Here is a 23197-nt window from a genome sequence, read left to right as displayed (position 1 = left end):
GAAACGGACGGAGATGCATGGAACCCCCGCCCGGTCATCGAAATCGTCGATAAAGGCCTATTGGCAGGTGTAGGAAACACCGTTCGCGTCATCGATCTGGCGGATCACTTCCCAGTCTTCCTCGAAGCTGATCTCGATGAATTGCTCTTCTCCTGAAGCATTGAACTCCTCGGCCAGCGTGGAGCCTTCCCAATCGAAGGAGAAAAAGGCTTCGCGGATCTGTTCCTGCAGGTCCGGCGTCAGGTTGTAGACGGTGCCGTAGCCTGTCGTCGGGAAGGTCGCGGACTGATAGATCGAGCGGATCTGGTCGGCATCGACCACTTCGCGCTCGACCATGCGGGTCATCACCGAATTGGCGATGGCGGCTGCTTCATAGTCGCCATTGGCGACGCCGAGTATCGAGGTGTCGTGCGAGCCCGAAAAGGCCGGGGTGAAGTCCTCATTCGCCACCATGTCGAACTCGGAGGAAAGGATCGCCGACGGCGCCTTGAAGCCGGAGTTGGAGGTTTCCTGAGTGAAGGCGATTTCTCCGCCGCGCAGGTCCTCGATTTCCTGCGCGTCGCTGCCGGCCGGCACGATGATTTCCATCTCGTAGCCGAACGATCCATCATTGGCGGCCATCATGGCGAAAGGGCGGAATCCGGCGCAGGCGACGGCAATCGGGTTTGATCCCGTGTTGAAGCCGGCAATGTGCAGACGGCCGGCGCGCATGGCTTCGAGCTGTGCGGCATTCGACTGGACGGGGAAGAACTCGACGTCCTTGCCGGTGGCCTCGGCCAGATGATCCATGAAGCCCTGCCAGACATCTGCATAGACGGCAGGATCTTCCACGGGCGTGTAGGTGAAGATCAGCGTGTCGGGATCGACATGTTCACCCTCATCGGTCGGAACGTCGGCGATGAGGTCGCCATCCTCGTCTGCAAATCGGGAATCGAGGGCGAACTGGGCCTGCGCCGGCAACATGGTCGCGGCGCTGAGCAACAACGCGGTCACTATCGTTTTCATGGAAAGCCTCCAGCGGGTGTGAACGGTATACCCGCAGGCTTATTCACGATGCCGATGACGGCGACGCGACGAATTGATTACAGTTCCATGTCAATCGGACCGCCTGAAACCGAAGGGCTTGAAGGTCTCCCGCTCTATCGCCCTATGATGGAATGCGTCGTTCGTCGCGATCCTTACAAACCGGCGCGGGAGGCCGGGTCGGGCCGACGGTCAGGATATGGACGCTCGCTGTTTGTCTGAAGCTGCAAAATGCGCGATCTGGTCGGCTTTCGCCTTCTTGAACGCGGGTCGCGCCAATACGCGGTCGACATAGCCCTGGAGCGCGGGAAACGATCCGAACTTGCGCACCTTCGGAACGCGCAGCACGTCCGCCATCAAAAGGTCCGCGACAGTGAATCGGCCGCCGGCCAGCCATTCCCGCCCGGCGAGCACCGCCTCGAGATGAACGAGCCGCGATGTCATCCAGCCTTCGAGCGGATTGTTCTTCGGCTCCGACATGCCGACGAACCACCAGGGCACACTCACCATCTCGATCGAGTTCAAGGCGGCGACCACCCACTGCAGCGTCTCGGCCGCTCCGACACGATCGCGCGGCATCAGCGCCTCGCTCTGCTCCGCCAGGTGCAAGAGTGCCGCGCCGCTCTCGAAGATCATGATATCGCCATCTTCGATGAACGGCACCTGTCCGAACGGTTGACGCGCAAGGTGGGCTGGTCCGCGATCCTCGAAGTTCACTGAACGGACCGCATAGTCGAGGCCGGCCTCCTCGCAGGCCCAGCGCAATCTGAGGTCGCGAACAAAGCCGCGCGGGCCGCTATCCCCGCCGGGCACCCAATCAAACGTCCAGATGATGATCGGTGAAGGCATCGCTGAGTCTCGCTCCTGTCGCGCTGGTGCTGTTCATGATGGAAAAGGCAGTGCCCTCAGGCGCTGTTCAGATGCAGCAGATTGCCGTCGGGATCCTTGAACCAGACCATCTTGAACCCGCCCGCATTGTGGATGCCGTCGCGATAGGAAACGCCCTCCATTTCGTACCGCTGAAACGCAACGCCCTTGTCGCGCAGCTTTGCAGCAATGGCGTCGAGATCATTGCCGCAATCCCAGACAACGGCATTGGCCTTGTTGGTGCCGGCAAATTGCGAGGGATAGACGACGAGATGCGTCGCCCCGGTCCTGTAGACCAGCACGCCTTCCATTCCGTCTTCGCTGAGCTCAAGGCCCAGAACGTCGCTGTAGAACTGCCTCGAGCGCGAAATGTCACTGACCGCGACGATGGCAGAGGATGACTTGTCGTTGAGTGCATTCATGGTCTGTCTCCTCAATTGACATCCCAAGGACGCAGGAGCGGTTCGGGTTCCGACACGCCGATCTGATTTTTTTGGTTGATCAGTGCGAGCGGCATTTTGCACGCATGCACCATCATCGAGATATGCAGCCGAAAAGCATGACGCGGATGCGCCCTCGTCGCTTACGAACGCTCTTGCTTGCCGTCGATGAGAACCGCTTGCTGCCAGCGGCTCGGGGATTTGTCGGTGCGGTGAATGCAACCCGCCCAGCAGCAGGGCCGCTTCTTGCCCTCCGTGAGTTCCTCGCATGTCCGCCTGATGCGCTTCTCGCGTGTTGCGGGGCGCTTGGCATCCTCCACCCAGCAGATGAATTCGTTTCGCCCAAGCGGTGTCAGACCTTTCCACAGGGCGAAGACGTCCGGGCTCGATCGCAATGCCGCCTTAAGGTCGTCGTCTGCTTTGTGCACGGTGCCATGGGGAAAAACGTCTGCCACGAGACCTCCAAACCACAGTGGCTCGGCCGCCGAGCCCGTCTGTGCCGCGTTGTGGGTGGGGTTAAGCATTAGCGCGAAATGTCGGAAAGTCCACGATGGCAACCAGGCGCCGTTGCCCGCCGTGGCATCGCGCCCGGCCGTCCATGGGCTTTCGCCAGTTTTGCCGCGAGCAAATCTTGCCGGCCAGCCGCGCCCGATCCTATAGTCCCGCCGCCCGGCGCCGGGCACCCATCTTTTTCGGCACGACCCCTCTTAAGGAACAGGCATCATGGAATTGACCAGCGAAGCGATCGACACGCTGAAGGGCGTATCCACGGCGACATTGACCACGGTTCTTCTGAAGAAGGGGCTGCGCAATGTCTGGATTCGTGGCGCCCGGCCGTTCCGCCCCGGCCAGCCGCGCCTCGTCGGTCCGGCCTTCACCCTGCGCTTCGTGCCGGCTCGCGAAGATCTTGCCACGCCGGCGTCCTGGGGCTCGCCCATCTCGACGCGCGCGGCAATCGAGGCCATGCCGGAAGGCGCGATCGTCGTCGCCGATGCTATGGGTGTGAGCGACGCGGGCATCTTCGGCGACATCCTGTGCGCCCGCATGGCAAAAAAAGGCGTTGCCGGTCTCATCACCGACGGCGTTGTGCGCGATGCCGCCGGCGTCCTGTCGACGGGACTTGCCGTCTGGAGCAGCGGCATCGCCGCGCCGCCCTCGGTGGCGGGCCTGACATTCGTCGGCTGGCAGGAAACGATCGGCTGCGGCGGCGTCGCCGTCATTCCGGGCGATATCGTGGTCGTCGATGACGACGGCGCGGTCGTCATCCCCGCCGGGCTGCTGGAAGAGGTCCTTGCCGAAGCGCCGGAACAGGAAGCGATGGAAGCCTGGATCATGACGGAGATCGACCGCGGCGTTGCGCTGCCCGGCCTCTATCCCATGAACGAAGAGACGAAAAAGCGCTACGAAGCGCACAAGTCCGGACAATAGGCGCGCAGGCGCCCCGGCGCTAATCGCAGAGCGCCGCCAACCCGTCGCGATCCAGAAGCTCGATGGAACGGGCGGTGTCGCGGGCAATCAGCCGCATCTCGCTGAGACGCGTGAAGACCCGTGATACCGTTTCGATCGTCAATCCGAGGAAATCGGCGATGTCGGCGCGCGGCATTCCAAGCGTGACCAACCCGTCTCGGCCCTGACGGCTGTCCAGATCGAGCATGAAGCGACTGATCCGCGCCAGTGCGTTGGCATGGCCAAGCAACATGAGATGATCGCCAAGGCGGCCGAGGTCAGCCTGCGCCAGCGCATAGAGTGCCTCGGCGCCGGCCACTTCCGTTCGCTGGTCGAACGGCCTGATGGCGCATTCTTCAACGGTCTCTGCGAACAGACGGTGCCTTGGCTGAGGCTCCAACCCGAAAACGTCGCCAGCGAAATAAAAGCCGCTGATCTGTCGGCGACCATCGCTCATCATGTGATAGGTACGCACTGTTCCGAATGCGATATCGTAGAGTGTTCCGGTCCGGTCGCCCGGCCGATAGAGCATCGAGTTGGCGCGATGAAAGACTGCCTGGCGCACGCGATGCGGCGGCGAGCCGGGCGTTATCCCACGGCGTTCGTTGAGCGTGTGAAGCGAGAGCGACAGCATGACCATGACCCCTGAGCCTTCGAGCGCCATTGTCGCAACTTGCAACGCAAGGCAAAATTGGGGTCTCTGCTTAGGGGATATTACGTAGGTTGTTTCGCGTTGCAGCCGATCGCATCGCGCACCGCTGCCATCAGCCGTTCGCCGAGTTTCGGTTTTTCAACGAAGTGCTGCTTCTCAAGCGACTGAGAATGCTCTCGATTGACGAGCCAGATCAAAGGCAGTCCCGTGGAGACCAACCGGGCGACTGCCTCGTCTGGTGGCATCGGGTCGGTGTCGATGATGAAGCATATGCCGCCGCTCGTACTGGCAACCTCCAGCGCGCCATCCGCTGTGTCGCAAGGTGCGACGCTCAGCCTCTCCGTTCCCAACATGAAGACGATCGATTCCCGAAGCTCGGGGTTGGCGACGGCGAGAATGATCCCGATACTGGCGGTAACGCACACGCGACTGATCCATCGCCGGAATCCAAAGCGAGCCGGCTCCTCGATCAAATCTAGCTCCCCACCGACTTCGAACCATTGCTATGAATCAACGGTTTATCGGATTTCGCACTGGCGACGTGATGTCATATCCGGCCGCCAACGCAAGCCGCACGAGCTCCGGCAGGTTGCGGGCCTGCATCTTCGTCATCACATTGGCGCGGTGCACTTCCACGGTACGGGGGCTGATGTCGAGTGCGTGGGCGATCGTCTTGTTGGGCAGTCCGCCGACAACGGCTTCGAAAACCTCCACTTCGCGCGGCGTCAGCGTGTCGAGCCGTGCGACGATATCATCGGCTATGCCGCCATCGCCGGCCGGCGCATTGCGCTCGCCTGTCGCCCTGGCAATGGCCTCCAGGAGCACTGCATCGTCGAACGGCTTCTCGATGAAGTCGGACGCGCCGACCTTCATGGCTTCCACAGCCATCGGAACGTCGCCATGGCCGGTGATCACGATCGCGGGCAGTGCCGCATCGGCCGCTTTCAGCCGTCGGATCAGTTCGACGCCGGACATGTCCGGCATGCGCAGATCGGTCAAGAGACAGCTGTGGCGCAAGGATCGGGCGACAGAAAGAAATTCCGAGCCGTTGGGATAGGTCCGCACCGCAAAGCCCGCGGCAGCGAGCATGAATGCCAGCGAGTCGCGCACGGCGGCGTCGTCATCGACGATATGAACGGTCCAGTCACCCATCGCTGTCCCCCATTTGCTGCAGCGTCGGCAGGATGAAACGGAAGGTGGCCCCGCCATCCTGATTATTGAAGACCGAGATTGTTCCACTGTGAATGCCAATGATCCGGCGCGAAATGGACAATCCAATCCCGATTCCGTTCGATTTTGTCGTGACGAACGGTTGAAACAGTCTTTCGATGGTCTCGGGTGCGATGCCGGTGCCGGTATCGGCGACGTCGACGACGATGTTGCGCATGTCGCCGTCGTTGCGTGTCGTCACGATCAACTCGCGGCGGGTGGTATCTCGCATCGCGTCGAGGGCGTTTCGCATCAGATTGATCAGCACCTGCTGGATCTGCACGCGATCGGCGATCACCGTGTCATGGCTTGCCATGTAACGGAATTCCGTTCGAACGCCCTGGTCGCGCGAACCAAGAAGCGCCAATCCAGCCGCACCCTCGATCAGGGTGTGCATACTCTCGGGAAATTTCTGTGTGCCGCCGCGCACCACATATTCGCGCAGATGCCGAATGATGTCGCCGGCCCTCAGCGCCTGGCGTGAGGCTTCGTCCATCGCCGCGCGCGCCCGTTCGGCGTTCGGATTGTCGATGTCGCGAAGGAGAATCCGGCACCCCTGGACATAGTTGATCGTCGCCGCCAGGGGCTGGTTGAGTTCATGGGCCAGCATCGAGGCCATCTCGCCCATCTCGTTGAGGCGGGAAAGGCGCGCCAACTCGCCATGGGCCTGCTCCAGGCGGGCCGCCGACTCCTCTCGCTCCGTCAGGTCACGGATGAAGCCGGTGAAATAGTGCCAGCTCTCTGTCTTTGTTTCACCGACAGCAAGCTTCATGGGAAAGGTCGAGCCGTCCTTTTTCTGGCCGACGACGATCCGGTCCGTGCCGATGATGCGCCGTTCTCCGGTCTCCAGGAAGCGTCGGAGATAGTGGTCGTGGTCACTGTGATAGGGCTCCGGCATCAGACATTTGACGTTGCGCCCGAGAACCTCGTCGAGACGGTATCCGAATTGCCGCTCCGCCGCAGGATTGAATGAGATGATCACGCCTTCGGCATTGATGACGACAGCGGCGTCAAAGGCGGTTTCCAGAATCGTTCGCAACTGCGCTTCGCGTTCTTCCAGCGCTTCCGCGCTTGTGGTCGAGGCGATCGAAGCCCTCAAGAAGGCTTCGCCAAGCCAAGCGATCGCGATCCCGACGGACAGGAAGGCGATGAAGTCAAGCAATCCGATCTCACGGCTCAGAACGAGTTGTTCCAGCACCATGACCATGATCAGCGACAGCCCGACCGCAGCGAGCCCTGGACCGATCCCGCCGAACATCGCCGCCAGAAGGATCGTCGGCGTGAAGAAGAGGAAGAGCGCCCCGTCATCGAAAACGTCGCTCAAGGCGTAGCGCAAGAGAAAAACGGTGAGGACGGATGCGATGGCAACCATCAGGCCATAAAGCGGGCGGTGCCGTCCCGCGAGCCAGAACGAGCGAAAAGGTTTAGAAGAAGAAACGCCCTGCCCACCAACCATAATTACTGATGGCTTTCAAAAGCCGGAATGTTTTTCGCTTTGAAAGTATAAAGCATCGCCAAGTGGAAAGCGATTGCTAAATGGGCTCATGGCGATCGACCGCTGCCGGTTACTGTCATGGCGGCAGACCAATGGCACTGCGCGCGCGACAAGGGGTTCAAATGCCGCTCTCCGCGTCGCCGGCCCATCGGCGCAGGGCAGCCAGGTTTCTGATCGCGAAGAGATGCGGGCCTTCCGTCAGCAGAATTCCCTGCGTCCGCAGCCTTCGAATGCCGCGACAAACCGTTTCGACTGTCAGGCCAAGGTAATCGGCGATATCGGCGCGCGACAGATCGAGGCGAAAGCGGGTGCCTTCGGCCATGCCGGGAGCGAGGCGCTCTGCCATGCGAAGAATGAAATGCCCGATGCTCTCATCGGAATCCTTGTGCAGCAGGAGCAGCATTTCGCCTTGCAGGGCCCACGCCTCGCGCTCCAGCCGATCGACGATGAAACCCCGTGTGCCGTCGGCTGCGAGTTCTCTGCGGGTCATGCGCCGCAACTGGCAGTCCGAGGCCGCTTCGGCAGTATAGAGATAGTGGCCGCGATGGGAGATGCTGAACGCTTCTCCGCCGACGGCGAAACCTGCGATCATGCGCCGCCCGTCCAACTGGACGGAAACGAAGCGGATCGTGCCCGATACGATCTGGAAGACATCATCGCCTGGATCGCCGTCGAGAAACAGGGTTTGGCCCATCTTCAGCGATTCTATGCGGCGGCGATGCAGTGGTGTTGGAAATCCGGATGATCGGATCGCCGGAGCACGTGCGGCCGCTTCGGCCGACGCCGATCCCGTGATCCTTCCCACACCGGGGTCGAAGCGGAATGTTTCGCCGGTGACCTGCTCGATTAGACGCATTGGAGTGCCCTTCCACGTCAGCAACTCGTTAACACTTAATCCTTGGCATGACCATGAGATACAAAAATTGACGCACATCAACGAAAAATAAACTCTGATTTCCAAATATAAAACCGAAGTGATCTGCATTATGGATGCATGTTCAAAGCACTTTGATGTGATCGCGTGTACAGCGATGGCAAAGCGGATCACATTTCATCCAATGATTGCGCTGGTGGCGCGCACGCTTGATCCCGGTCTTCCGGTTGCCCCAAAATGAAACAGGGCGCGTCGCGGGCAAGGCGCAAGAAAATGGATCAGATCGGATACGATTGTTGCGCCCGGGATGTGCAACTGGCTCACCGGCCGGACGCTTGGGCGAAAAGCGCGCGCGAGGTCAACCGCGCTGACCGCTGAACCTTCGCAGAAGGATGAGTCGCAGCATTTCGGCTCCCGTACCGAAGAGGAGCCCGATGAATGGATCGAACGCAAAGGTGGCGAGCGCCGTCGCGGCGATGACAGGCCAGCATGAGGGACGGCTGTCCAGGAGCCGTCGACTGACCGATAACTCGAACGCGGCAATGGCGATGAGGACGCCGAGAACGGCCGAGGGGACCAAGGCAGGCACAAGAGAGCCGCCCGGAACGATAGCCAATGTAAGGAGAAGAGCCCCGATCACCAGCGGCGCGCCGCCGCTGCGGGCACCAAAGCGGTGATGCGCGGCAAGGCCTCCCGCGCCATGGCACATCGGCATCGCCCCGAACGGGCAAAGCAGGATGTTGGCAAGTCCACTCGTCACGCAGAGCCGGCGCGGCGTCACATGCCTGGCGCGGTCCTGGAAATAATCCCCGGCGACCAGTGCCGTCAGGATGATCGCGTTGGTCAGGGTCAGGGAGAGTTGCGGAAGAACGAGTTGTGTCAGCGACCGTTCCCATTCGGCCGCCGTCGGCAGCGCGATGGCCCCTGCAAACGCGTGCGTTTCCGGTTGGCCGGGGACGGTGCCGACGAACACCGATCCGCTGCAGGCGACGACGAGGAGTATGAGGACGGCGGGAGCCGCGGGCCTCGTCACGCTGACGACCAGCATGGCGCCGGCCGCGATAAGGGCCAGCAAGGGCGACGTGCCCATCAGGTTGAGTGCGAGCAGGGCAAGAGACAAGCCGAGGCCCAGTTGCAGCCCTGCGATGATCGACTGAGGCACCAGCCGCCGCAAGCGTTCGATCCAACCCGTCAGGCCGAGGACAAGCAGCACGAATCCCGTCAGGAAGCCGGCAAGTGCCAGTTCGCTCGGCGTCACCGCGGCCGTCAGCGCAAAAGCGGCGATGGCTTTCATCGGCTGCACGGGAATGGGCAGGCGATAGATAAAGGCGACGGCGATATAGCAAAGCCCGAAGCCGGCGAGAGCAGCCTGAGGCGCGACAACGCCAACGGCCACTGCGCCCAGGAGAAGCGGCAGCAGCGTGCCGAGGTCACCGAGCGCGCCGTTGATCTCGCTCATGTCGAGCCGGAAGCGTGCGCCGTTCCTGCCGGGTGTCGTGACGGCCAACGTGGTATCTCCTGCGCCGGACCGATACTGGATCGCGCGAATGGCGATGTCCAGCGGGCGTACCGGTCAGCGTCGCAATGCGCGCCGGATCGCCTCCTCCACGGGCGCACCACTGGACGGACCATCGATCGGGTAGGGTTCGGTCAGTTCCAGCGGGGGCTGCGCCATGAACCGCGGATTGCGGCCGCTATGCGGCTGTGCGGCATGGACGATGAACGGATGGCACAGATAGACCGTTCCTGCCGGGCCCGTTGCCAGCACCTCCCGGCGATGCGCGGTTTCAGCGAAGCCGCCTGCCGCAAGCTCGCGTAGCGTCAGACCTGCTTCCCCGGCGTGCTCCAGCCGTCGTGCAATGTCCTTGTGCGATCCGGCGCGGATGCGTGTCGGCGCATCGTCGTGGCCGACATCGGAAAAGAGAAACAGCATCAGCAATGCCCGCCCTTTGGTATGGACATTCGCCCGCCAGCCGAAGAAGTCGTCGGGATCGTCGTCCTCGTCGCGGAAGCTGACGTCGATATGCCAGCCCGCGTCCCCCGGATCGTCGGGCGAAGGGAACCGGATGGGGAATGTTCCGAGGCCGCCGCGCGGCTTCCACCGGCCGCGCCCCGCAAGCTGGTCGAACGCCCTGAGCAGGCGGGGTGCGTTGGCCGCACGGGCAAAGGGCGGCGCGTCATAATGGCCGAGGCGAACGACCGGCATGGTCCAGCTTGACCGATCCTGCGGATCGAACCCCGTATCGCGCCACAGGATGGCACGCGCCTCATCGGCCGTTTCACGGTCGAACGCATCATCAAGTCTGACGTAGCCGTCCTCGATGAAATCCTCGATCTCGCCAGCGTCGAGTCCGCCATGCCCGTCGTGGTCCGCCATTTGAGGTCTCCTGGTCGATCCGATAACGCCGATGATAGATCGAACGGAAGGCTGCGCCTATCGGCCAATGGCCGTGCAATTGACAGGGGGCCGCCCGCGTCGGAAGGAAGCAGGCGGGGGCGGCGCGCGGACCGCCGGCGGAGATGCGATCGGCGATGCACGGCGGGATGAAGAATCATGATGGAGCGGGTCGCGGACCGGGCATAGGTCCGTTCCGTCCCAAGGTTCTGACGACCTTGAGAGGGTATGACCGGACGGCCCTGATGGCGGATCTTTCGGCGGGGCTGACGGTGGCGGTCGTGGCGATTCCGCTTGCCGTTGCGATTGCCATCGCCTCCGGCGCCGAGCCGGGCGCCGGCCTGCTCACGGCGGTAATCGCGGGTTTTCTCATCTCCGCATTCGGCGGCAGCCGCGTCCAGATCGGCGGGCCAACCGGCGCGTTCATCGTCGTCGTCTATTCGGTCATCGCCGCCCATGGCTATGACGGGCTTGTGATTGCCACCTTCATGGCGGGGACCATCCTCATCGCCGCCGGCTTCCTTCGTGCCGGTCGCCTCGTCGCCCTCGTGCCCGACAGCGTGATCCACGGCTTCACGTTGGGCATCGCCATCATCATCGCGGTCAGCCAGGTCGCGGACTTCTCGGGCATGGACGCTGCCGGCCTGCCGGCGGACTTTCTGCAAAAGACAGCCGTCCTGATGCGTTCGCTGCCGACGGTCGAGCCCGCCGCGCTCGCCATCGGCCTTTTCACGCTGGCGCTCATTCTCGTGCTGCGCCGCCTGGCGCCGCGGCTTCCCGGCTTTGTCATCGCCGTCGTCCTGGCCTCGGCGATCGCGCCGTTCCTCCCGGGCGATGTCGCGACCATCGGGTCGCGCTTCGGCGGTCTCGATATCGCCTTTCGCGCTCCCGGCCTGCCCGAGTTCGATGTTGCCCGCCTTGTCGAACTGCTGCCCTGGGCCCTCGTCATCGCGTTTCTGGCCGGTATGGAGTCGCTGCTATCAGCGGTGATCGCCGACCGGATGACAGGCTTTTCCCATCGCTCCGACACGGAACTGGTGGCACAGGGGATCGCCAACACCGCCTCCGCGCTTTTTGCCGGTCTTCCGGCCACCGGTGCGCTTGCCCGAACTGCCACCAACGTGCGCGCCGGTGCCAAGACGCCGGTAGCGGGCATGGCCCACGCCGCCTTCATCCTCGCCTTCATTCTCATCGCCGCGCCGCTGGCTGCGCACTTCGCCTTGCCGGCGCTTGCGGCCGTCCTTCTCGTCGCCGCCTGGGGCATGGCCGAGCCGCAGCATCTCTTCGAACGCCTGCGCGGCCCCGGCGCGGACACGGCCCTGCTGCTCCTCACGCTGTTCATCACCGTGCTCGTCGATCTGACGGTGGCGATCGGCGTCGGCATCGTCCTCGGTCTCGCGCTCGCTGCCTGGCGTCGCCGCCGCGGAGCCTGAAACGCGCAAGACATGCAAATACCGTTTCATTCCGCCGCGCCTTGCGTGACAGCGCTTCCGTATGGGGCGGAAAGGCTCTATATGGCCGGGCCATGAGCAAATCAGTCAATGAAACTCCGCTGAAGAACATCCGCAACTTTTCCATCGTCGCGCATATCGACCATGGCAAGTCGACGCTCGCCGACCGGCTCATCCAGATGACCGGTTCGCTGGAAGAGCGCGAGATGAAGGACCAGATCCTCGACGCGATGGATATCGAGCGCGAGCGCGGCATCACCATCAAGGCGAACACCGTCCGCCTCGAATATGATGCCAAGGATGGCGAGCATTACGTGCTCAACCTCATCGACACGCCCGGCCATGTCGACTTCGCCTACGAGGTCTCGCGGTCGCTGTCGGCCTGCGAAGGCTCGCTGCTCGTCGTCGACGCCAGTCAGGGCGTGGAGGCGCAGACGCTCGCCAACGTCTACCAGGCGCTCGACAACGATCACGAGATCGTTCCGGTGCTGAACAAGATCGATCTGCCCGCCGCCGAGCCCGAGCGCATCCGCGCACAGATCGAGGAAGTGATCGGTCTCGACGCCTCCGATGCGGTGGAGATTTCGGCCAAGACGGGGCTCGGCATCGAAAAGGTGCTCGAGGCGATCGTCACACGGCTGCCCCCGCCGGAAGGCGGTGACCGCACCGACCCGCTGAAGGCGCTTCTGGTCGACAGCTGGTACGACACCTATCTCGGCGTCATCGTGCTCGTCCGCATCCTCGACGGCCACATGCAGAAGGGCCAGGTGATCCGCATGATGGGCACCGACGCCAAATACACCGTCGACCGCGTCGGCGTGATCACGCCAAAGATGCTGGAGGTGAAGGCACTCGGACCCGGCGAGATCGGTTTTCTCACCGCCTCGATCAAGGAAGTGGCCGATACCCGCGTCGGCGATACCATCACCGAGGACAAGCGCCCCACCGCCAAGATGCTGCCGGGCTTCAAGCCGGCGCAGCCTGTCGTCTTCTGCGGGCTCTTTCCGGTCGATGCCGCCGATTTCGAGGATCTGCGTGCCGCAATGGGCAAGCTGAGGCTCAACGATGCGAGCTTTTCCTTCGAGATGGAGACGTCCGCCGCGCTCGGCTTCGGCTTCCGCTGCGGCTTCCTCGGCCTGCTGCACCTGGAGATCGTTCAGGAAAGGCTCGAGCGCGAGTTCAATCTCGACCTGATCGCGACCGCTCCGTCCGTCGTCTACCATCTGACCATGACCGACGGCTCCAAGCGCGAGCTGCACAACCCGGCCGACATGCCTGATGTCGTCAAGATCGACTACATCGAGGAGCCGTGGATCCGCGCCACCATCCTGACGCCCGACGACCATCTCGGTGCCATCCTCAAGCTGTGCCAGGATCGTCGCGGCATCCAGGTCGACATGTCCTATGTCGGCAACCGAGCCATGCTGATCTACGATTTGCCGCTCAATGAGGTCGTGTTCGACTTCTACGACCGCTTGAAGTCGATCAGCCGCGGCTATGCCAGCTTCGACTATCAGATCACCGAATATCGCGAGGGCAATCTCGTCAAGATGTCCATTCTCGTGAATGGCGAACCCGTCGACGCGCTTTCGATGCTGGTGCACCGATCGGCGGCCGAAAAACGTGGCCGGGACATGTGCGAGAAACTCAAGGATCTGATCCCCAAGCACATGTTCAAGATTCCGATCCAGGCTGCGATCGGCGGATCGGTCATCGCCCGCGAGACGATTTCCGCCCTCAGGAAGGACGTAACCGCCAAGTGCTATGGCGGCGACGCGACACGCAAGCGCAAGCTTCTGGACAAGCAGAAGGAAGGCAAGAAGCGCATGCGCCAATTCGGCAAGGTCGACATCCCGCAGGAGGCGTTCATCCAGGCGCTCAAGATGAGCGACAGCTGATGGCAATGCGTCTTGGCCGTGTGGTCAGGACGCCGCAAAGCCGGTAGCGGCGCGACCAGCGGATGCCGGCGAACGGGTAGGTCTCGTCGTCACCCTGTCAGCCATTTGAAGGCCCGTCGCAAATATGCCGGCGCGTCTGCGGTTACCGGTGTTCCGTGCGCCATCATCACGCGTTTCGCAGGCCAGGCGAGGACTGCCTCGATTGCTCTGCGAGCGCTCCGGCGATCCGTGAATGCGAGGCGAAACTTGCGCGGCACGGCCGGCTCCGGAGCCAGCATGAGGTCCAGCCGCGCCACGATGGCGCGCCAGCCGGAGAACCACCCGCGCGGGAATTGCTGCAGGAGGTCGGTAAAGAGCACCGTTCCGCTGGAACGGTGGAAGAATATCACCTCCGTGGCAATGGCGTTCCCACGCACCACCACTTGTTCGATCTCCCCTTTCCACGCGTCTGGCGCCACATCCGACAGCTCCTCCTCGAAGGAAAAATCCTTGCGCCGCTCGATGAGCCCGGGAGCTGCATAGAGCCGGGCTTCGGGGAAAACGCGGGCCCAATCCGCGATGAACGTATCGTGCAGCCCGTTAGGCGCCACCAAGTGGCGGACCGGACCGAGCGTCATGATCTGCGCATGCAAATCCTCCGTCAGCGCCACCGGTGACCAGACGAAAAGTCCGCCTTGCGAAAGACGGATGACGACCATGCGTGTCGGATAGCAAAAACCGAGGGCGGCAGACACTGGCGACCCGTCAACGCTCCAGATGTTCTGGTCCAATTCTGTGAGCATATCGGCTCCACCAAGCTCGCTCGTCAGTCACGGTTTTGCCGATCGGACACATGATCCACGGTTAAAGAAACTCGATTCCCTCGCATTTGAAATCGCCGAGCTTGGTTTCCTCCGCCAGGAGATTGCCATTGACGTCGGCCGCGCCGATCCAGCTTTCCACCCGGTCGCCGATCTCCAATGACTTCATGTAGAGGAACTCGTCGGGGCGGCCGGGGACGAGCTTGAGCGACGACGGCCCGAGCTGTGGGGTCGGTTCTCCGACGGTTCGAACGTCGATACGCTCGAATTCGGCGTCGGCCACGATCAGCCGGTTGTTGCCCTTTTCGCGCTCGTCGACGGGTTCGTCGAACGGCTCAAGGGACAGTTTGCGCGGGAAGAAGTACCAGCGCTCCTGCAGCGGGTCCCATTCCGCGGCCTCGTGGGTCATGTAGCCTTCGGGCCCGACGTCGCATGCGTCACGCATGCGCTGATATCGCGGCCCCCAATCCTCGCTGACGACCTTGAAGCCGTCCGGATCGAGCCGCTTGACCCATTCCTCGTGACGCACCTTTCCGTGGGACCCGACGATCAGTTCGTTGCCGAAGAGCGTCGCCCATTCGCACTTGAACCCCTTCTGGCGCTCGTCGCCGGCTCCCGTCATGAGGATCTGGCGCGGTATGATCATGTTGTTGTCGCCACGAATCTCGCCGACGATCCCCGTTCGGTCATCGAACGTCATCAGGTGGCGTCCCCAACGCACCAGTTCGGAGAACTCGCCGCCGCGGAAGGTCTCGTTGTCGACTTCGCCGAACTTGGAATGGACGTGAAACTCGCCGCCTTCGTCGTCCGGGATCATGTCGAAGGTGTAGCGGACCTTGCCATTCTCATCGACATGACGGTGGGCTCGGTCGTAGCGCAAGCGCGCCTGGAAGAAGGTCTCGCCATCGTCGAGGCGCACCTGCGATGCGTGATCCTCGTCGGTGATCTGGATGACGGTATAGGTGCTCGTCTGCGCATCGTAGCGCTCGCGGCGCTGACGGTCATAGGTCTGCATTCTGGCGCTCCCTTGTTTCTGCACCGAGTTCGACCATGCGGAGGGTGCAAGAGCAAGGGTTGGAGCGGCGATGGCGACACGCGGGACGATGGATTCACCCTTCTGCAACCGACTTGCCCCTATGCTGGCTTTGCTTGCAACGTCAGGGAGGCACCATGTCCACTTATCAACTTCTCTATGTCTCCGGCGCGACCCGCCCGATGCTTCCGGCCGATATCGACGCCATCCTGGCCGCCTCGCGGGCGAACAATGCGCGTCTGGACGTCACCGGCCTGCTGCTTTACGCCGATGGCACCTTCATCCAGATCCTGGAAGGAGAGCGTCACGTGGTTCAGTCGCTTGCCCAGACGATCCGGAAGGATCAGCGCCATCGCAACTTCATGGTGCTGGCCGAGCTGCAGGCAGAAGCGCGCGCGTTTTCCGATTGGCAAATGGGCTTCAAGCGCCTCGACCCGAAGCTGAAGGACGATCAGGCGGTGTTCGAACTGTCGCGTCAGGCACTGCAGAACCGCATCGGCGACGCTGACGGCGGCATGATGCTCGAGATGGTGCTTGCCTTTGCCGGTCGGGACTTTCTGGCAAAGGCCAGCTGATCAGCCCGCCCGGTAGCGCATCTCGTCGAAACGTGCCGCTAGCCCATCATAAAGCAACAGCCTGCCGACAAGCGGCTCGCCGATCCCCGTGACGAGCTTGATCGCCTCCATCGCCATCAGGGTGCCGATGACGCCGGTCAGCGCGCCGATCACGCCTGCCTCGGCGCAGGAGGGCACGAGCCCTGCCGGCGGCGGCTCGGGAAAGAGGTCGCGATAGGAGGGGTTGGGCTTGCCGTCATCGCCCACCTCGTAGGGTTTGAGCACGGTCAGCGACCCGTCGAAACGCCCGACGGCGCCAGTGACGAGCGGCCGTTGAACGCTGGCAGCGATGTCGGCGCAAAGGTAGCGGGTTGCGAAATTGTCCGAACCGTCCAGCACGAGCGTATAGGCCGAGAAAAGCGCTGGCGCATTGGCAGCATCTAGGCGCGTTTGATGCGCAACCACCGTTGCGTGCGGGTTGATTGCACGCGCCGCCGCCGCCGCGCTGTCGGTCTTTGCCATGCCGATGCGATTGGTGTCGTGGATCACCTGCCGCTGCAGGTTGGACAGCGAGACATGATCATCATCGACGATGCCGATCGTGCCGACGCCCGCCGCGGCGAGGTAGGCGATAACCGGCGCTCCGAGCCCGCCCGCTCCGACGACGAGCGCACGGGCCGCCTTCAGCTTCTGCTGGCCGGGGCCACCGACTTCGGGCAACACGATGTGGCGGGCGTAGCGCTCGATTTCCTCACGCGAAAGGGTAGGGGTATCGGTCATGGCGTGCCGGCCTCCGCTATGCTGCCACCGGTGACGCTAAAGAATTGTGCGCGGCCCTCAAGGGCAGAAAACATCGCCGCATCGGTTCCCGTCATGAAAGCCTGACCGCCAAGCGTGTCGATGAGGTCGAAAAGCGCCGCGCGGCGTCCGGCGTCGAGATGGGCGGCGATTTCGTCCAGAAGCAGGATCGGCGCAGCGCCCGTCATCTCCCGGACAAGGCGCGCATGAGCGAGGATGAGACCGGTGAGCAGCGCCTTCTGTTCGCCCGTCGAGGACGACGCTGCCGGCATCGCCTTGGCTTCGTGAAGCACGATCAGGTCCTGGCGATGCGGCCCGGTCAGCGTGCGGCCGGCCGCCTGGTCGCGCCGCCGCTCTGCGCCGAGAAGGTCCATGAAGCGGTTCTCCAGGTCGACCGCCGGCGCCAGTTCTTCCTCATCGAAGAATCCGGCCAGGGCGACCGCGGCGCGGGGGAATGGCCCCTCCTCGTCGCTCGTTCGGGCGGCGAGGCTTCTCAGCATGCCGACGAAATCACGCCGCGCCGCAAGGATCGCGATGCCGAGCTCGGCCATCTGCGTTTCCAGGCCATCGAGCCAGACGGGATCGAGCCGGCCCTCCGACAAAAGCCGGTTTCGGCCCTTCATGGCCCGTTCGTAATCGATCGTGCGGCGCGCGTGCTCAGGATCAACGGCGAGCACCATGCGATCGAGGAAACGCCGCCTGTCGCCGGCCGGCCCGGTGAAGAGGCCGTCCATGGCCGGCGTCAGCCACAGGACGCGCAGATAGTCCAGCAGCTCTTCATTTGCCTTCACGGGTCCGCCATTGATCCGCACACGGCGCTGGCCGCCCTCCGCCGCTCCGCCCGCCGTGGTTCCGATGCGCGCCGGTCCGGCCAATCCCTCGATCTCGGCGAAGATCGTGAACCCGTCAGGCGCGCCTTTGCGCACCGCCTCACCATAGGATGCGCGCCTGAGGCCGCGGCCGGGCGAGAGGAATGAGATCGCTTCGAGCAGATTGGTCTTGCCCGCGCCGTTTTCACCGGCAAGAACCACATGCCGCCCGTCGAACGCAACGCTCAGCGTGTCGTAGTTGCGGAAATCGGTAAGCGACAGCCGCTTGATTGCAACGCATTCCGGCATTGGCGGCTCTGCTTCTGGCAGACGGCGCGGCTCAAACCCGCATGGGCATCAGCACATAGAGCGCGTCGTCGTCCTTGGTCTCGCGCACCAGCGTCGGCGAGCCGGGATCGGCGAGCATGAAGACGGCTTCAGACCCCGAGAGCTGATTGGTGATGTCGAGGAGATATTTTGCATTGAAGCCGATCTCGATGGGATCGTGCTCGTAGCCGACCGCGAGTTCTTCGGTGGCGCTGCCGGAGTCGGGATTGTTGACCGTCAGAACGAGCTGACCGTCCGAGATCGCGAGCTTCACCGCGCGCCCGCGCTCCGACGAGATGGTCGAGACGCGGTCCACCGCCTGAGCGAAGGACTGGCAGTCGATCGTCAGTTCCTTGTCGTTGCCCGTCGGGATCACGCGCTGGTAGTCGGGGAAGGTTCCGTCGATCAGCTTGGAGGTCAGCACGACCGAACCGATGGTGAAGCGGATCTTGGCGTCCGACAATTCGATCGTGACCACCGCATCCGGATCGTCGACGAGCTTCTGCAGTTCGCCGACGGTCTTGCGTGGAATGATGATGCCGGGCATGCCTTCGGAGCCGGAAGGCGCCTCCACATCGGCGCGCGCCAGCCTGTGTCCGTCGGTGGCTACGGCCCGAAGCTTCAGCTTGCCGTTTTCTTCCATCGTATGGACATAGATTCCGTTCAGATAGTAGCGCGTCTCCTCCGTTGAGATCGCGAACTGCGTGCGCGCGATCAGCATCTTAAGCGCGCTCGAAGGCAGCCGGAAGGTGTGGGAAAAGGCACCCGCTGTCAGGTCGGGGAAGTCGGCCTCCGGAAGGCACTGCAACGTGAAGCGCGAGCGGCCCGACGTGACGGTCATGGATCCGGCATCACCGCTCATCGTAAGCGACACCTCGGCCCCGTCCGGCAGCTTGCGCACGATCTCGTAGAGCAGGTGCGCGGGAACCGTGGTGGACCCGGCCTGCTCGACAACAGCGGCGGTGGCCTCGGTGATCTCAAGGTCGAGGTCCGTCGCGCGCAGCGACAGGCTCGCGCCCTCGGCCTTCATCAGGACATTGGACAGGATCGGGATCGTGTTGCGCCGTTCCACCACGCGGTGAACGTGGTTCAGCGATTTCAAGAGGTTCGACCGCTCGAGTGTGACGCGCATGAGACTTGTCCGTTTCTTGTGTCGCCCCGTCCGGATATCAGTGAATCGTCGATCCGGCCATGGCCGGTTTGCCATCGATCGCTTGTCCGGAAGGCTCGCCCAAATGTGGACGAGCAAAATGGCAATTCACACGGTGCAACGCAAGGCCGGCAGCAATACGGCCGATCAACTTGCACCGGTTTTTGAGGATCGGGCGGTCTTCAGACCGGCTGGCGGGTCGGACCCACGAATGCAGGCCCGACCCACCAACCATCCCGCCGCCCTCTCCGGGATGCCGGGCGATGCCGTGACGGCATCGCCGGTTGTCTTGCAGCGCGCCTGATATCAAACCTGGCGCAGGCGCTCGGCGCTACTCGTTGATCAGGCGCTTGAGGAGTTCGACCTCATGCGACAGCTTGGTGTCCTTGCCGATCAGGTCTTCGATCTTGCGCACTGCGTGCAGCACCGTCGTATGATCGCGACCGCCGAAGCGGCGGCCGATCTCCGGGAAAGAGCGCGGCGTCAAGGTCTTGGCGAGATACATGGCGATCTGCCGTGGCTTGACGATGACGCGTGTGCGCCGGTTCGACACCAGCTCCTGGCGCGAAACGTTGTAATGCCGAGCGACGACGCGCTGGATGTCCTCGATCCGCACACGTTTGGGTTCGCCGGCATTGACGAGGTGGCCGAGAAACTCGTCGACGCGGTCGATCGTCAGGTTCGGCTCGAACGAGCGGCGGAACAGCAACTGGTTGAAGGCGCCTTCCAGTTCGCGGCCGCTGGCCGTGATGCTCTTGGCGACGTGGTCGAGAACCGGAGCGGGAATATCGATGCTCGGGTCCTCGGTCTGCGCGGTCGACAGCCGGCGCTTGAGGATTTCAAGGCGCATCTCGTAATCCGGTCCGTCCATCTCGATCGCAACGCCGCCCTGCAGGCGCGAACGCACACGCGCATCGAGCGATTCCAGCTCCCAAGGTGCACGATCAGCGGCAACGACGACCTGCTTTGCGCTATCGAGCAGCATGTTGAGCAGATGGCAGAACTCGTTCTGGATCGCCTTGCCCTGAAGGAACTGCATGTCGTCGATGACCAAGAGGTCAATATTGCGCAGGGATTCCTTGAACGACAGCGCGTCATTGTCACGGATCGCGCTGGCAAAGCGCCACATGAAATATTCTGCGGTCAGATAGACCACGCGCGGATTGCGCGGGCTTGCCAATGCGGCCGAGGCGATGGCCTGGAGAAGGTGCGTCTTTCCGAGCCCAACGCTGGAGTGGACGAACAGCGGGTTGAATCTGACGGCACCCGAGCCGGCTTCCGCGATTGTCTTGGCGGCAGCGAGCGCCACGCGATTGGAGGAGCCCTCCACGAAGGTCTCGAAGGTATAGCGCGCATCCAGCGGCGAACCGATGACCGGGTTGGATCCGGGGCCGCGCTTCGCGGCCGCATGGGCCGGAGCCGAGGACGGAATGCGGATATGGACTGGATTGACGTTTGTCGTGTGCTGTCCTGTCGGTGCCGCGGGCCGCTCGCCCGTTGCCGCCACCACCGGTCGCGCCTGCCGCGTCGCGGAGCGCACGACGATCTCAACACGCAGGATGTCGGCGTTCTCTTCCTTGTAGAGCTGCGTGATCAGGTCGAGATAGCGGTTCTGAATCCAGGATTTCAGGAAGGTGGTCGGAACCGAAAGCCGGACGACGCTCTTCGACGTGGAATCCACCTTGAGGCGGCCGAACCAGCTTGCGAAGATTTCCTGCCCCAACTGGGCCTTCAGCCGAGTCCGAACCCGGTCGAACAGTGCATCATGCACCATCTCGTCGCCCCCTCTCTCCTTGGGAGGGCAAATGTCGGCCGAAACCGGTTCAACAACGTCCTTACGCGCATTCCAATCGCCGCCTTTCGCGACGGACGTCTGGGTCGATTGCATGTTTTGCCGCCTTTTTGCCTGTTCTTCGCCTAATCCCCCCGATCCCCGCTCTACCTCGCACAGGATCAGGCCTTATTGGCCGGCCGCTCTTTGTCGGTCTCTGGCCTCTCCGGGGAACTGTCGCCAAGCCCCGGTCACCGTTCTCGCCATCGCCTTGCCCGAGGCGGATGCCGAAAGCGGATTTGGAAGAAAAAACGTCCTCGTTACGTCTTCGCCACCGTCGAACCTCCTTAATGTTGCCCCGGCAATGCGGCACAATTCGACCGTCGGCCGGACGGGTCCGGTCGGGAACGAAACATGCTGCAATGATAAAGCGCGCGTAAAACGCCGCGCGACAAAAAACTGACCGTGGCGAGACATGCAGGCTTCCAGATCGTCGTGCATTTCCTGCCGCTATCGATCGTGGAGGAGTGTCTCTCGGCCGCCCCCTGTGAGCTGTATTAAGGCAGGCTGACCGGGAGAGATCAACCCGAGAATTTACGCCATTTTAACCTGTGGGAGGCTTGACACGATTGCCGGGCAACGGCCGCATGCAGTGCGTTTTCGGTAAGGCTTTGAAGACAAGGCTTTTTCAAATTCAAAGCCCCGGTCCGGCCCATCCCGCACAAAGATAATTTATTTTTCGCTTGACGCCAAAGCCATCGGCGGCGCCCTGAGAACAAGAAGCGTACAAACAAAAAGCTCCTGCAAGCCTTTGATTTTATTAACAATATCCTGCAGGTGAAAAAGTTACCTAACGGCAGCGAGGCGCCGTCGGCCTTGGTGTATAAGGCACGAATCGGAACGGCCCGGTCGCTGACCGGGCTTGTCGATGTGCGGCAAATTAGGTGTGGCGTTCAGCCGGGATCAGGCGCCGAGCGACTTGACCCGTGCGGCAAGCCGCGAAACCTTGCGCGATGCGGTGTTGCGATGCAGGACGCCCTTGGTGGCGGCGCGCATCAGCTCAGGCTGGGCAGCCTGGAGCGCATCCTTTGCAGCATTCTGGTCGCCCGAGGCAATCGCCTCTTCGACCTTGCGTACGAAGTTGCGCACCCGCGAACGGCGCGACTTGTTGATCAAGGTGCGGCTAGCGATCTTGCGGGTCGCCTTCTTCGCCGAAGCTGTATTGGCCATCAATGCCTCTCTTCAAAACCTGTCCAGTGCGCCCATGACAGCGGAGAGCCTCGAAGGCATCGTCGTCATCGTCTCTGGGAGCAATACGCGAAGGCGGGCACATGGCCCGCCAAATCCGTGAGGCGCCGTATAGCTGGATTGGCGCGGCGCGTCAACGCGCAATCGCGCAGATCAGCTTCGTCTTGTCATCGGTGGCGGAAATCAGGCTTCCGCTTCTCGACAAAGGCGCTCATGCCTTCCTTCTGATCGTCCGTCGCAAAGAGCGAGTGGAAGACACGGCGCTCAAAGCGAAGACCTTCTTCCAGCGTGGTTTCGAAGGCGCGGTCGACGGTTTCCTTCGCCATCATCGTGGCGGGCAGCGAAAAGCCGGCGATTTTCTCTGCGGCCTTGACCGCGACATCCAACAGCTCGGCAGCCGGAACGATCCGCGCCACGAGGCCGGAACGCTCGGCTTCCGCCGCATCCATCATGCGCCCCGTCAGACAAAGGTCCATGGCCTTGGCCTTGCCGACAGCACGCGCCAGACGCTGCGTGCCGCCCATGCCCGGCAGCACGCCCAGCGTGATCTCGGGCTGGCCGAATTTCGCATTGTCGCCCGCGATGATGAAGTCGCACATCATCGCAAGCTCGCAGCCCCCACCCAGTGCGTAGCCGGCGACGGCGGCGATCTTCGGCTTTCGGGTGCGGGCCACGTCGTCCCAGCCGCCGATGAAATTGCCGACATAGTTGTCGATGAAGGTGAGATTCTGCATCTCCTTGATGTCGGCGCCGGCGGCAAAGGCTTTTTCCGAGCCCGTCATGACGATCGCGCCGATATCCGGGTTCTCGTCGAACGCCCTCAGTGCTTCCAGCAGCTCGCGCATAAGCGTCGAATTCAGCGCGTTGAGCGCTTCGGGCCGGTTGAGGGTGATCAGCGCAACGCGTCCCCTGATATCGGTCTTGATGGTGCTGTGGCTCATGGTTCCTCCGGGTAGC

23 protein-coding genes are annotated in these 23197 nt (G+C 62.7%); 4 read left to right on the top strand and 19 right to left on the bottom strand.

Going from position 1 to position 23197, the window contains the following annotated elements; translation table 11 throughout:
- Window positions 1–57: 57 nt before the first annotated feature.
- From phnD to CN673_RS08860, 4 genes are all read right to left on the bottom strand, one after another.
- The gene (gene phnD, locus CN673_RS08875; protein ID WP_099865892.1) at window positions 58–1005 is read right to left on the bottom strand and encodes a phosphate/phosphite/phosphonate ABC transporter substrate-binding protein; all 948 of its coding nucleotides are present in this window, start codon (window positions 1003–1005) and stop codon (window positions 58–60) included.
- Window positions 1006–1215: 210 nt separating this feature from the next.
- A complete protein-coding gene (locus CN673_RS08870; protein WP_099865891.1) occupies window positions 1216–1872 on the bottom strand; it encodes a glutathione S-transferase family protein in 657 nt (218 codons plus the stop codon).
- A gap of 56 nt (window positions 1873–1928) precedes the next feature.
- Complete coding sequence (locus tag CN673_RS08865) at window positions 1929–2312, bottom strand: VOC family protein (protein ID WP_099865890.1); 384 nt, start codon at window positions 2310–2312, stop codon at window positions 1929–1931.
- A 161-nt stretch (window positions 2313–2473) separates the two neighbouring features.
- A complete protein-coding gene (locus tag CN673_RS08860) occupies window positions 2474–2785 on the bottom strand; it encodes a YdeI/OmpD-associated family protein (protein ID WP_198585954.1) in 312 nt (103 codons plus the stop codon).
- Window positions 2786–3053: 268 nt separating this feature from the next.
- Here CN673_RS08860 and CN673_RS08855 point away from each other — a divergent pair, with 268 nt between their 5' ends.
- Window positions 3054–3758 (top strand): ribonuclease activity regulator RraA, encoded by a 705-nt coding sequence (locus CN673_RS08855; protein ID WP_099865888.1) that lies wholly within the window; start codon window positions 3054–3056, stop codon window positions 3756–3758.
- Between the two features lie 19 nt (window positions 3759–3777).
- Here CN673_RS08855 and CN673_RS08850 read toward each other — a convergent pair whose 3' ends face one another.
- The 7 genes from CN673_RS08850 to CN673_RS08820 form a co-directional block, all read right to left on the bottom strand.
- Complete coding sequence (locus CN673_RS08850) at window positions 3778–4440, bottom strand: helix-turn-helix domain-containing protein (RefSeq protein WP_099865887.1); 663 nt, start codon at window positions 4438–4440, stop codon at window positions 3778–3780.
- A 50-nt stretch (window positions 4441–4490) separates the two neighbouring features.
- Entirely contained in the window at window positions 4491–4853 is a 363-nt protein-coding gene (locus tag CN673_RS08845; RefSeq protein ID WP_157928837.1) for a hypothetical protein, read from the bottom strand.
- Window positions 4854–4938: 85 nt separating this feature from the next.
- Window positions 4939–5580: a response regulator FixJ gene (gene fixJ / locus CN673_RS08840; protein ID WP_099865885.1), complete on the bottom strand. Its 642-nt coding sequence runs from the start codon at window positions 5578–5580 to the stop codon at window positions 4939–4941.
- Window positions 5573–7009: a PAS domain-containing sensor histidine kinase gene (locus CN673_RS08835; protein ID WP_198585953.1), complete on the bottom strand. Its 1437-nt coding sequence runs from the start codon at window positions 7007–7009 to the stop codon at window positions 5573–5575. The genes fixJ and CN673_RS08835 overlap by 8 nt, the downstream gene beginning before the upstream one ends.
- Window positions 7010–7250: 241 nt before the next feature.
- Entirely contained in the window at window positions 7251–8180 is a 930-nt protein-coding gene (locus tag CN673_RS08830; protein ID WP_157928836.1) for a Crp/Fnr family transcriptional regulator, read from the bottom strand.
- A gap of 184 nt (window positions 8181–8364) precedes the next feature.
- Window positions 8365–9513: a putative sulfate/molybdate transporter gene (locus CN673_RS08825; protein WP_198585952.1), complete on the bottom strand. Its 1149-nt coding sequence runs from the start codon at window positions 9511–9513 to the stop codon at window positions 8365–8367.
- Window positions 9514–9579: 66 nt separating this feature from the next.
- Window positions 9580–10383, bottom strand: coding sequence for a phytanoyl-CoA dioxygenase family protein (locus CN673_RS08820; RefSeq protein WP_099865882.1), 804 nt, complete (start codon window positions 10381–10383; stop codon window positions 9580–9582).
- 263 nt (window positions 10384–10646) lie between these two features.
- On the opposite strand from CN673_RS08820, the gene CN673_RS08815 reads away from it, so the two are divergent.
- Window positions 10647–11834, top strand: a complete 1188-nt coding sequence (locus CN673_RS08815) for a SulP family inorganic anion transporter (RefSeq protein WP_198585951.1) — start codon at window positions 10647–10649, stop codon at window positions 11832–11834.
- A gap of 92 nt (window positions 11835–11926) precedes the next feature.
- Complete coding sequence (gene lepA / locus CN673_RS08810; protein ID WP_099865881.1) at window positions 11927–13750, top strand: translation elongation factor 4; 1824 nt, start codon at window positions 11927–11929, stop codon at window positions 13748–13750.
- Window positions 13751–13839: 89 nt separating this feature from the next.
- On the opposite strand, the gene CN673_RS08805 is transcribed toward lepA, so the two are convergent.
- A complete protein-coding gene (locus CN673_RS08805) occupies window positions 13840–14532 on the bottom strand; it encodes a DUF4336 domain-containing protein (protein WP_099865880.1) in 693 nt (230 codons plus the stop codon).
- Between the two features lie 61 nt (window positions 14533–14593).
- Window positions 14594–15565, bottom strand: coding sequence for a hypothetical protein (locus CN673_RS08800; RefSeq protein WP_099865879.1), 972 nt, complete (start codon window positions 15563–15565; stop codon window positions 14594–14596).
- A gap of 155 nt (window positions 15566–15720) precedes the next feature.
- On the opposite strand from CN673_RS08800, the gene CN673_RS08795 reads away from it, so the two are divergent.
- Window positions 15721–16158, top strand: a complete 438-nt coding sequence (locus tag CN673_RS08795) for a BLUF domain-containing protein (protein WP_157928835.1) — start codon at window positions 15721–15723, stop codon at window positions 16156–16158.
- On the opposite strand, the gene CN673_RS08790 is transcribed toward CN673_RS08795, so the two are convergent.
- From CN673_RS08790 to CN673_RS08760, 6 genes are all read right to left on the bottom strand, one after another.
- Complete coding sequence (locus CN673_RS08790; protein ID WP_099865877.1) at window positions 16159–16917, bottom strand: molybdopterin-synthase adenylyltransferase MoeB; 759 nt, start codon at window positions 16915–16917, stop codon at window positions 16159–16161. It lies immediately after the preceding gene.
- Window positions 16914–18053 (bottom strand): DNA replication/repair protein RecF, encoded by a 1140-nt coding sequence (gene recF, locus CN673_RS08785; protein WP_099865876.1) that lies wholly within the window; start codon window positions 18051–18053, stop codon window positions 16914–16916. Before recF ends, CN673_RS08790 begins: the two co-directional genes overlap by 4 nt.
- Before the next feature lie 31 nt (window positions 18054–18084).
- A complete protein-coding gene (gene dnaN / locus CN673_RS08780) occupies window positions 18085–19203 on the bottom strand; it encodes a DNA polymerase III subunit beta (RefSeq protein ID WP_099865875.1) in 1119 nt (372 codons plus the stop codon).
- A gap of 349 nt (window positions 19204–19552) precedes the next feature.
- The gene (gene dnaA / locus CN673_RS08770; RefSeq protein ID WP_099866119.1) at window positions 19553–20995 is read right to left on the bottom strand and encodes a chromosomal replication initiator protein DnaA; all 1443 of its coding nucleotides are present in this window, start codon (window positions 20993–20995) and stop codon (window positions 19553–19555) included.
- A gap of 960 nt (window positions 20996–21955) precedes the next feature.
- Window positions 21956–22222 (bottom strand): 30S ribosomal protein S20, encoded by a 267-nt coding sequence (gene rpsT, locus CN673_RS08765; RefSeq protein ID WP_099865873.1) that lies wholly within the window; start codon window positions 22220–22222, stop codon window positions 21956–21958.
- Window positions 22223–22407: 185 nt separating this feature from the next.
- The gene (locus tag CN673_RS08760; protein ID WP_099865872.1) at window positions 22408–23181 is read right to left on the bottom strand and encodes an enoyl-CoA hydratase; all 774 of its coding nucleotides are present in this window, start codon (window positions 23179–23181) and stop codon (window positions 22408–22410) included.
- Window positions 23182–23197 lie beyond the last annotated feature (16 nt).

The sequence above is a fragment of the Neopararhizobium haloflavum genome (assembly GCF_002750855.1).
Lineage (GTDB): Bacteria > Pseudomonadota > Alphaproteobacteria > Rhizobiales > Rhizobiaceae > Georhizobium > Georhizobium haloflavum.
This window is presented reverse-complemented; position numbering and strand designations above follow the sequence as displayed.

Excerpts from the sequence above, each read along its gene's own strand:
- phnD (WP_099865892.1), bottom strand. The coding sequence starts at position 1,005 with ATGAAAACGATAGTGACCGCGTTGTTGCTCAGCGCCGCGACCATGTTG.
- CN673_RS08870 (WP_099865891.1), bottom strand. The coding sequence starts at position 1,872 with ATGCCTTCACCGATCATCATCTGGACGTTTGATTGGGTGCCCGGCGGG.
- CN673_RS08865 (WP_099865890.1), bottom strand. The coding sequence starts at position 2,312 with ATGAATGCACTCAACGACAAGTCATCCTCTGCCATCGTCGCGGTCAGT.
- CN673_RS08855 (WP_099865888.1), top strand. The coding sequence starts at position 3,054 with ATGGAATTGACCAGCGAAGCGATCGACACGCTGAAGGGCGTATCCACG.
- CN673_RS08850 (WP_099865887.1), bottom strand. The coding sequence starts at position 4,440 with ATGGCGCTCGAAGGCTCAGGGGTCATGGTCATGCTGTCGCTCTCGCTT.
- fixJ (WP_099865885.1), bottom strand. The coding sequence starts at position 5,580 with ATGGGTGACTGGACCGTTCATATCGTCGATGACGACGCCGCCGTGCGC.
- CN673_RS08835 (WP_198585953.1), bottom strand. The coding sequence starts at position 7,009 with ATGGTTGCCATCGCATCCGTCCTCACCGTTTTTCTCTTGCGCTACGCC.
- CN673_RS08820 (WP_099865882.1), bottom strand. The coding sequence starts at position 10,383 with ATGGCGGACCACGACGGGCATGGCGGACTCGACGCTGGCGAGATCGAG.
- CN673_RS08815 (WP_198585951.1), top strand. The coding sequence starts at position 10,647 with ATGGCGGATCTTTCGGCGGGGCTGACGGTGGCGGTCGTGGCGATTCCG.
- lepA (WP_099865881.1), top strand. The coding sequence starts at position 11,927 with ATGAGCAAATCAGTCAATGAAACTCCGCTGAAGAACATCCGCAACTTT.
- CN673_RS08805 (WP_099865880.1), bottom strand. The coding sequence starts at position 14,532 with ATGCTCACAGAATTGGACCAGAACATCTGGAGCGTTGACGGGTCGCCA.
- CN673_RS08800 (WP_099865879.1), bottom strand. The coding sequence starts at position 15,565 with ATGCAGACCTATGACCGTCAGCGCCGCGAGCGCTACGATGCGCAGACG.
- CN673_RS08795 (WP_157928835.1), top strand. The coding sequence starts at position 15,721 with ATGTCCACTTATCAACTTCTCTATGTCTCCGGCGCGACCCGCCCGATG.
- CN673_RS08790 (WP_099865877.1), bottom strand. The coding sequence starts at position 16,917 with ATGACCGATACCCCTACCCTTTCGCGTGAGGAAATCGAGCGCTACGCC.
- recF (WP_099865876.1), bottom strand. The coding sequence starts at position 18,053 with ATGCCGGAATGCGTTGCAATCAAGCGGCTGTCGCTTACCGATTTCCGC.
- dnaN (WP_099865875.1), bottom strand. The coding sequence starts at position 19,203 with ATGCGCGTCACACTCGAGCGGTCGAACCTCTTGAAATCGCTGAACCAC.
- dnaA (WP_099866119.1), bottom strand. The coding sequence starts at position 20,995 with ATGGTGCATGATGCACTGTTCGACCGGGTTCGGACTCGGCTGAAGGCC.
- rpsT (WP_099865873.1), bottom strand. The coding sequence starts at position 22,222 with ATGGCCAATACAGCTTCGGCGAAGAAGGCGACCCGCAAGATCGCTAGC.
- CN673_RS08760 (WP_099865872.1), bottom strand. The coding sequence starts at position 23,181 with ATGAGCCACAGCACCATCAAGACCGATATCAGGGGACGCGTTGCGCTG.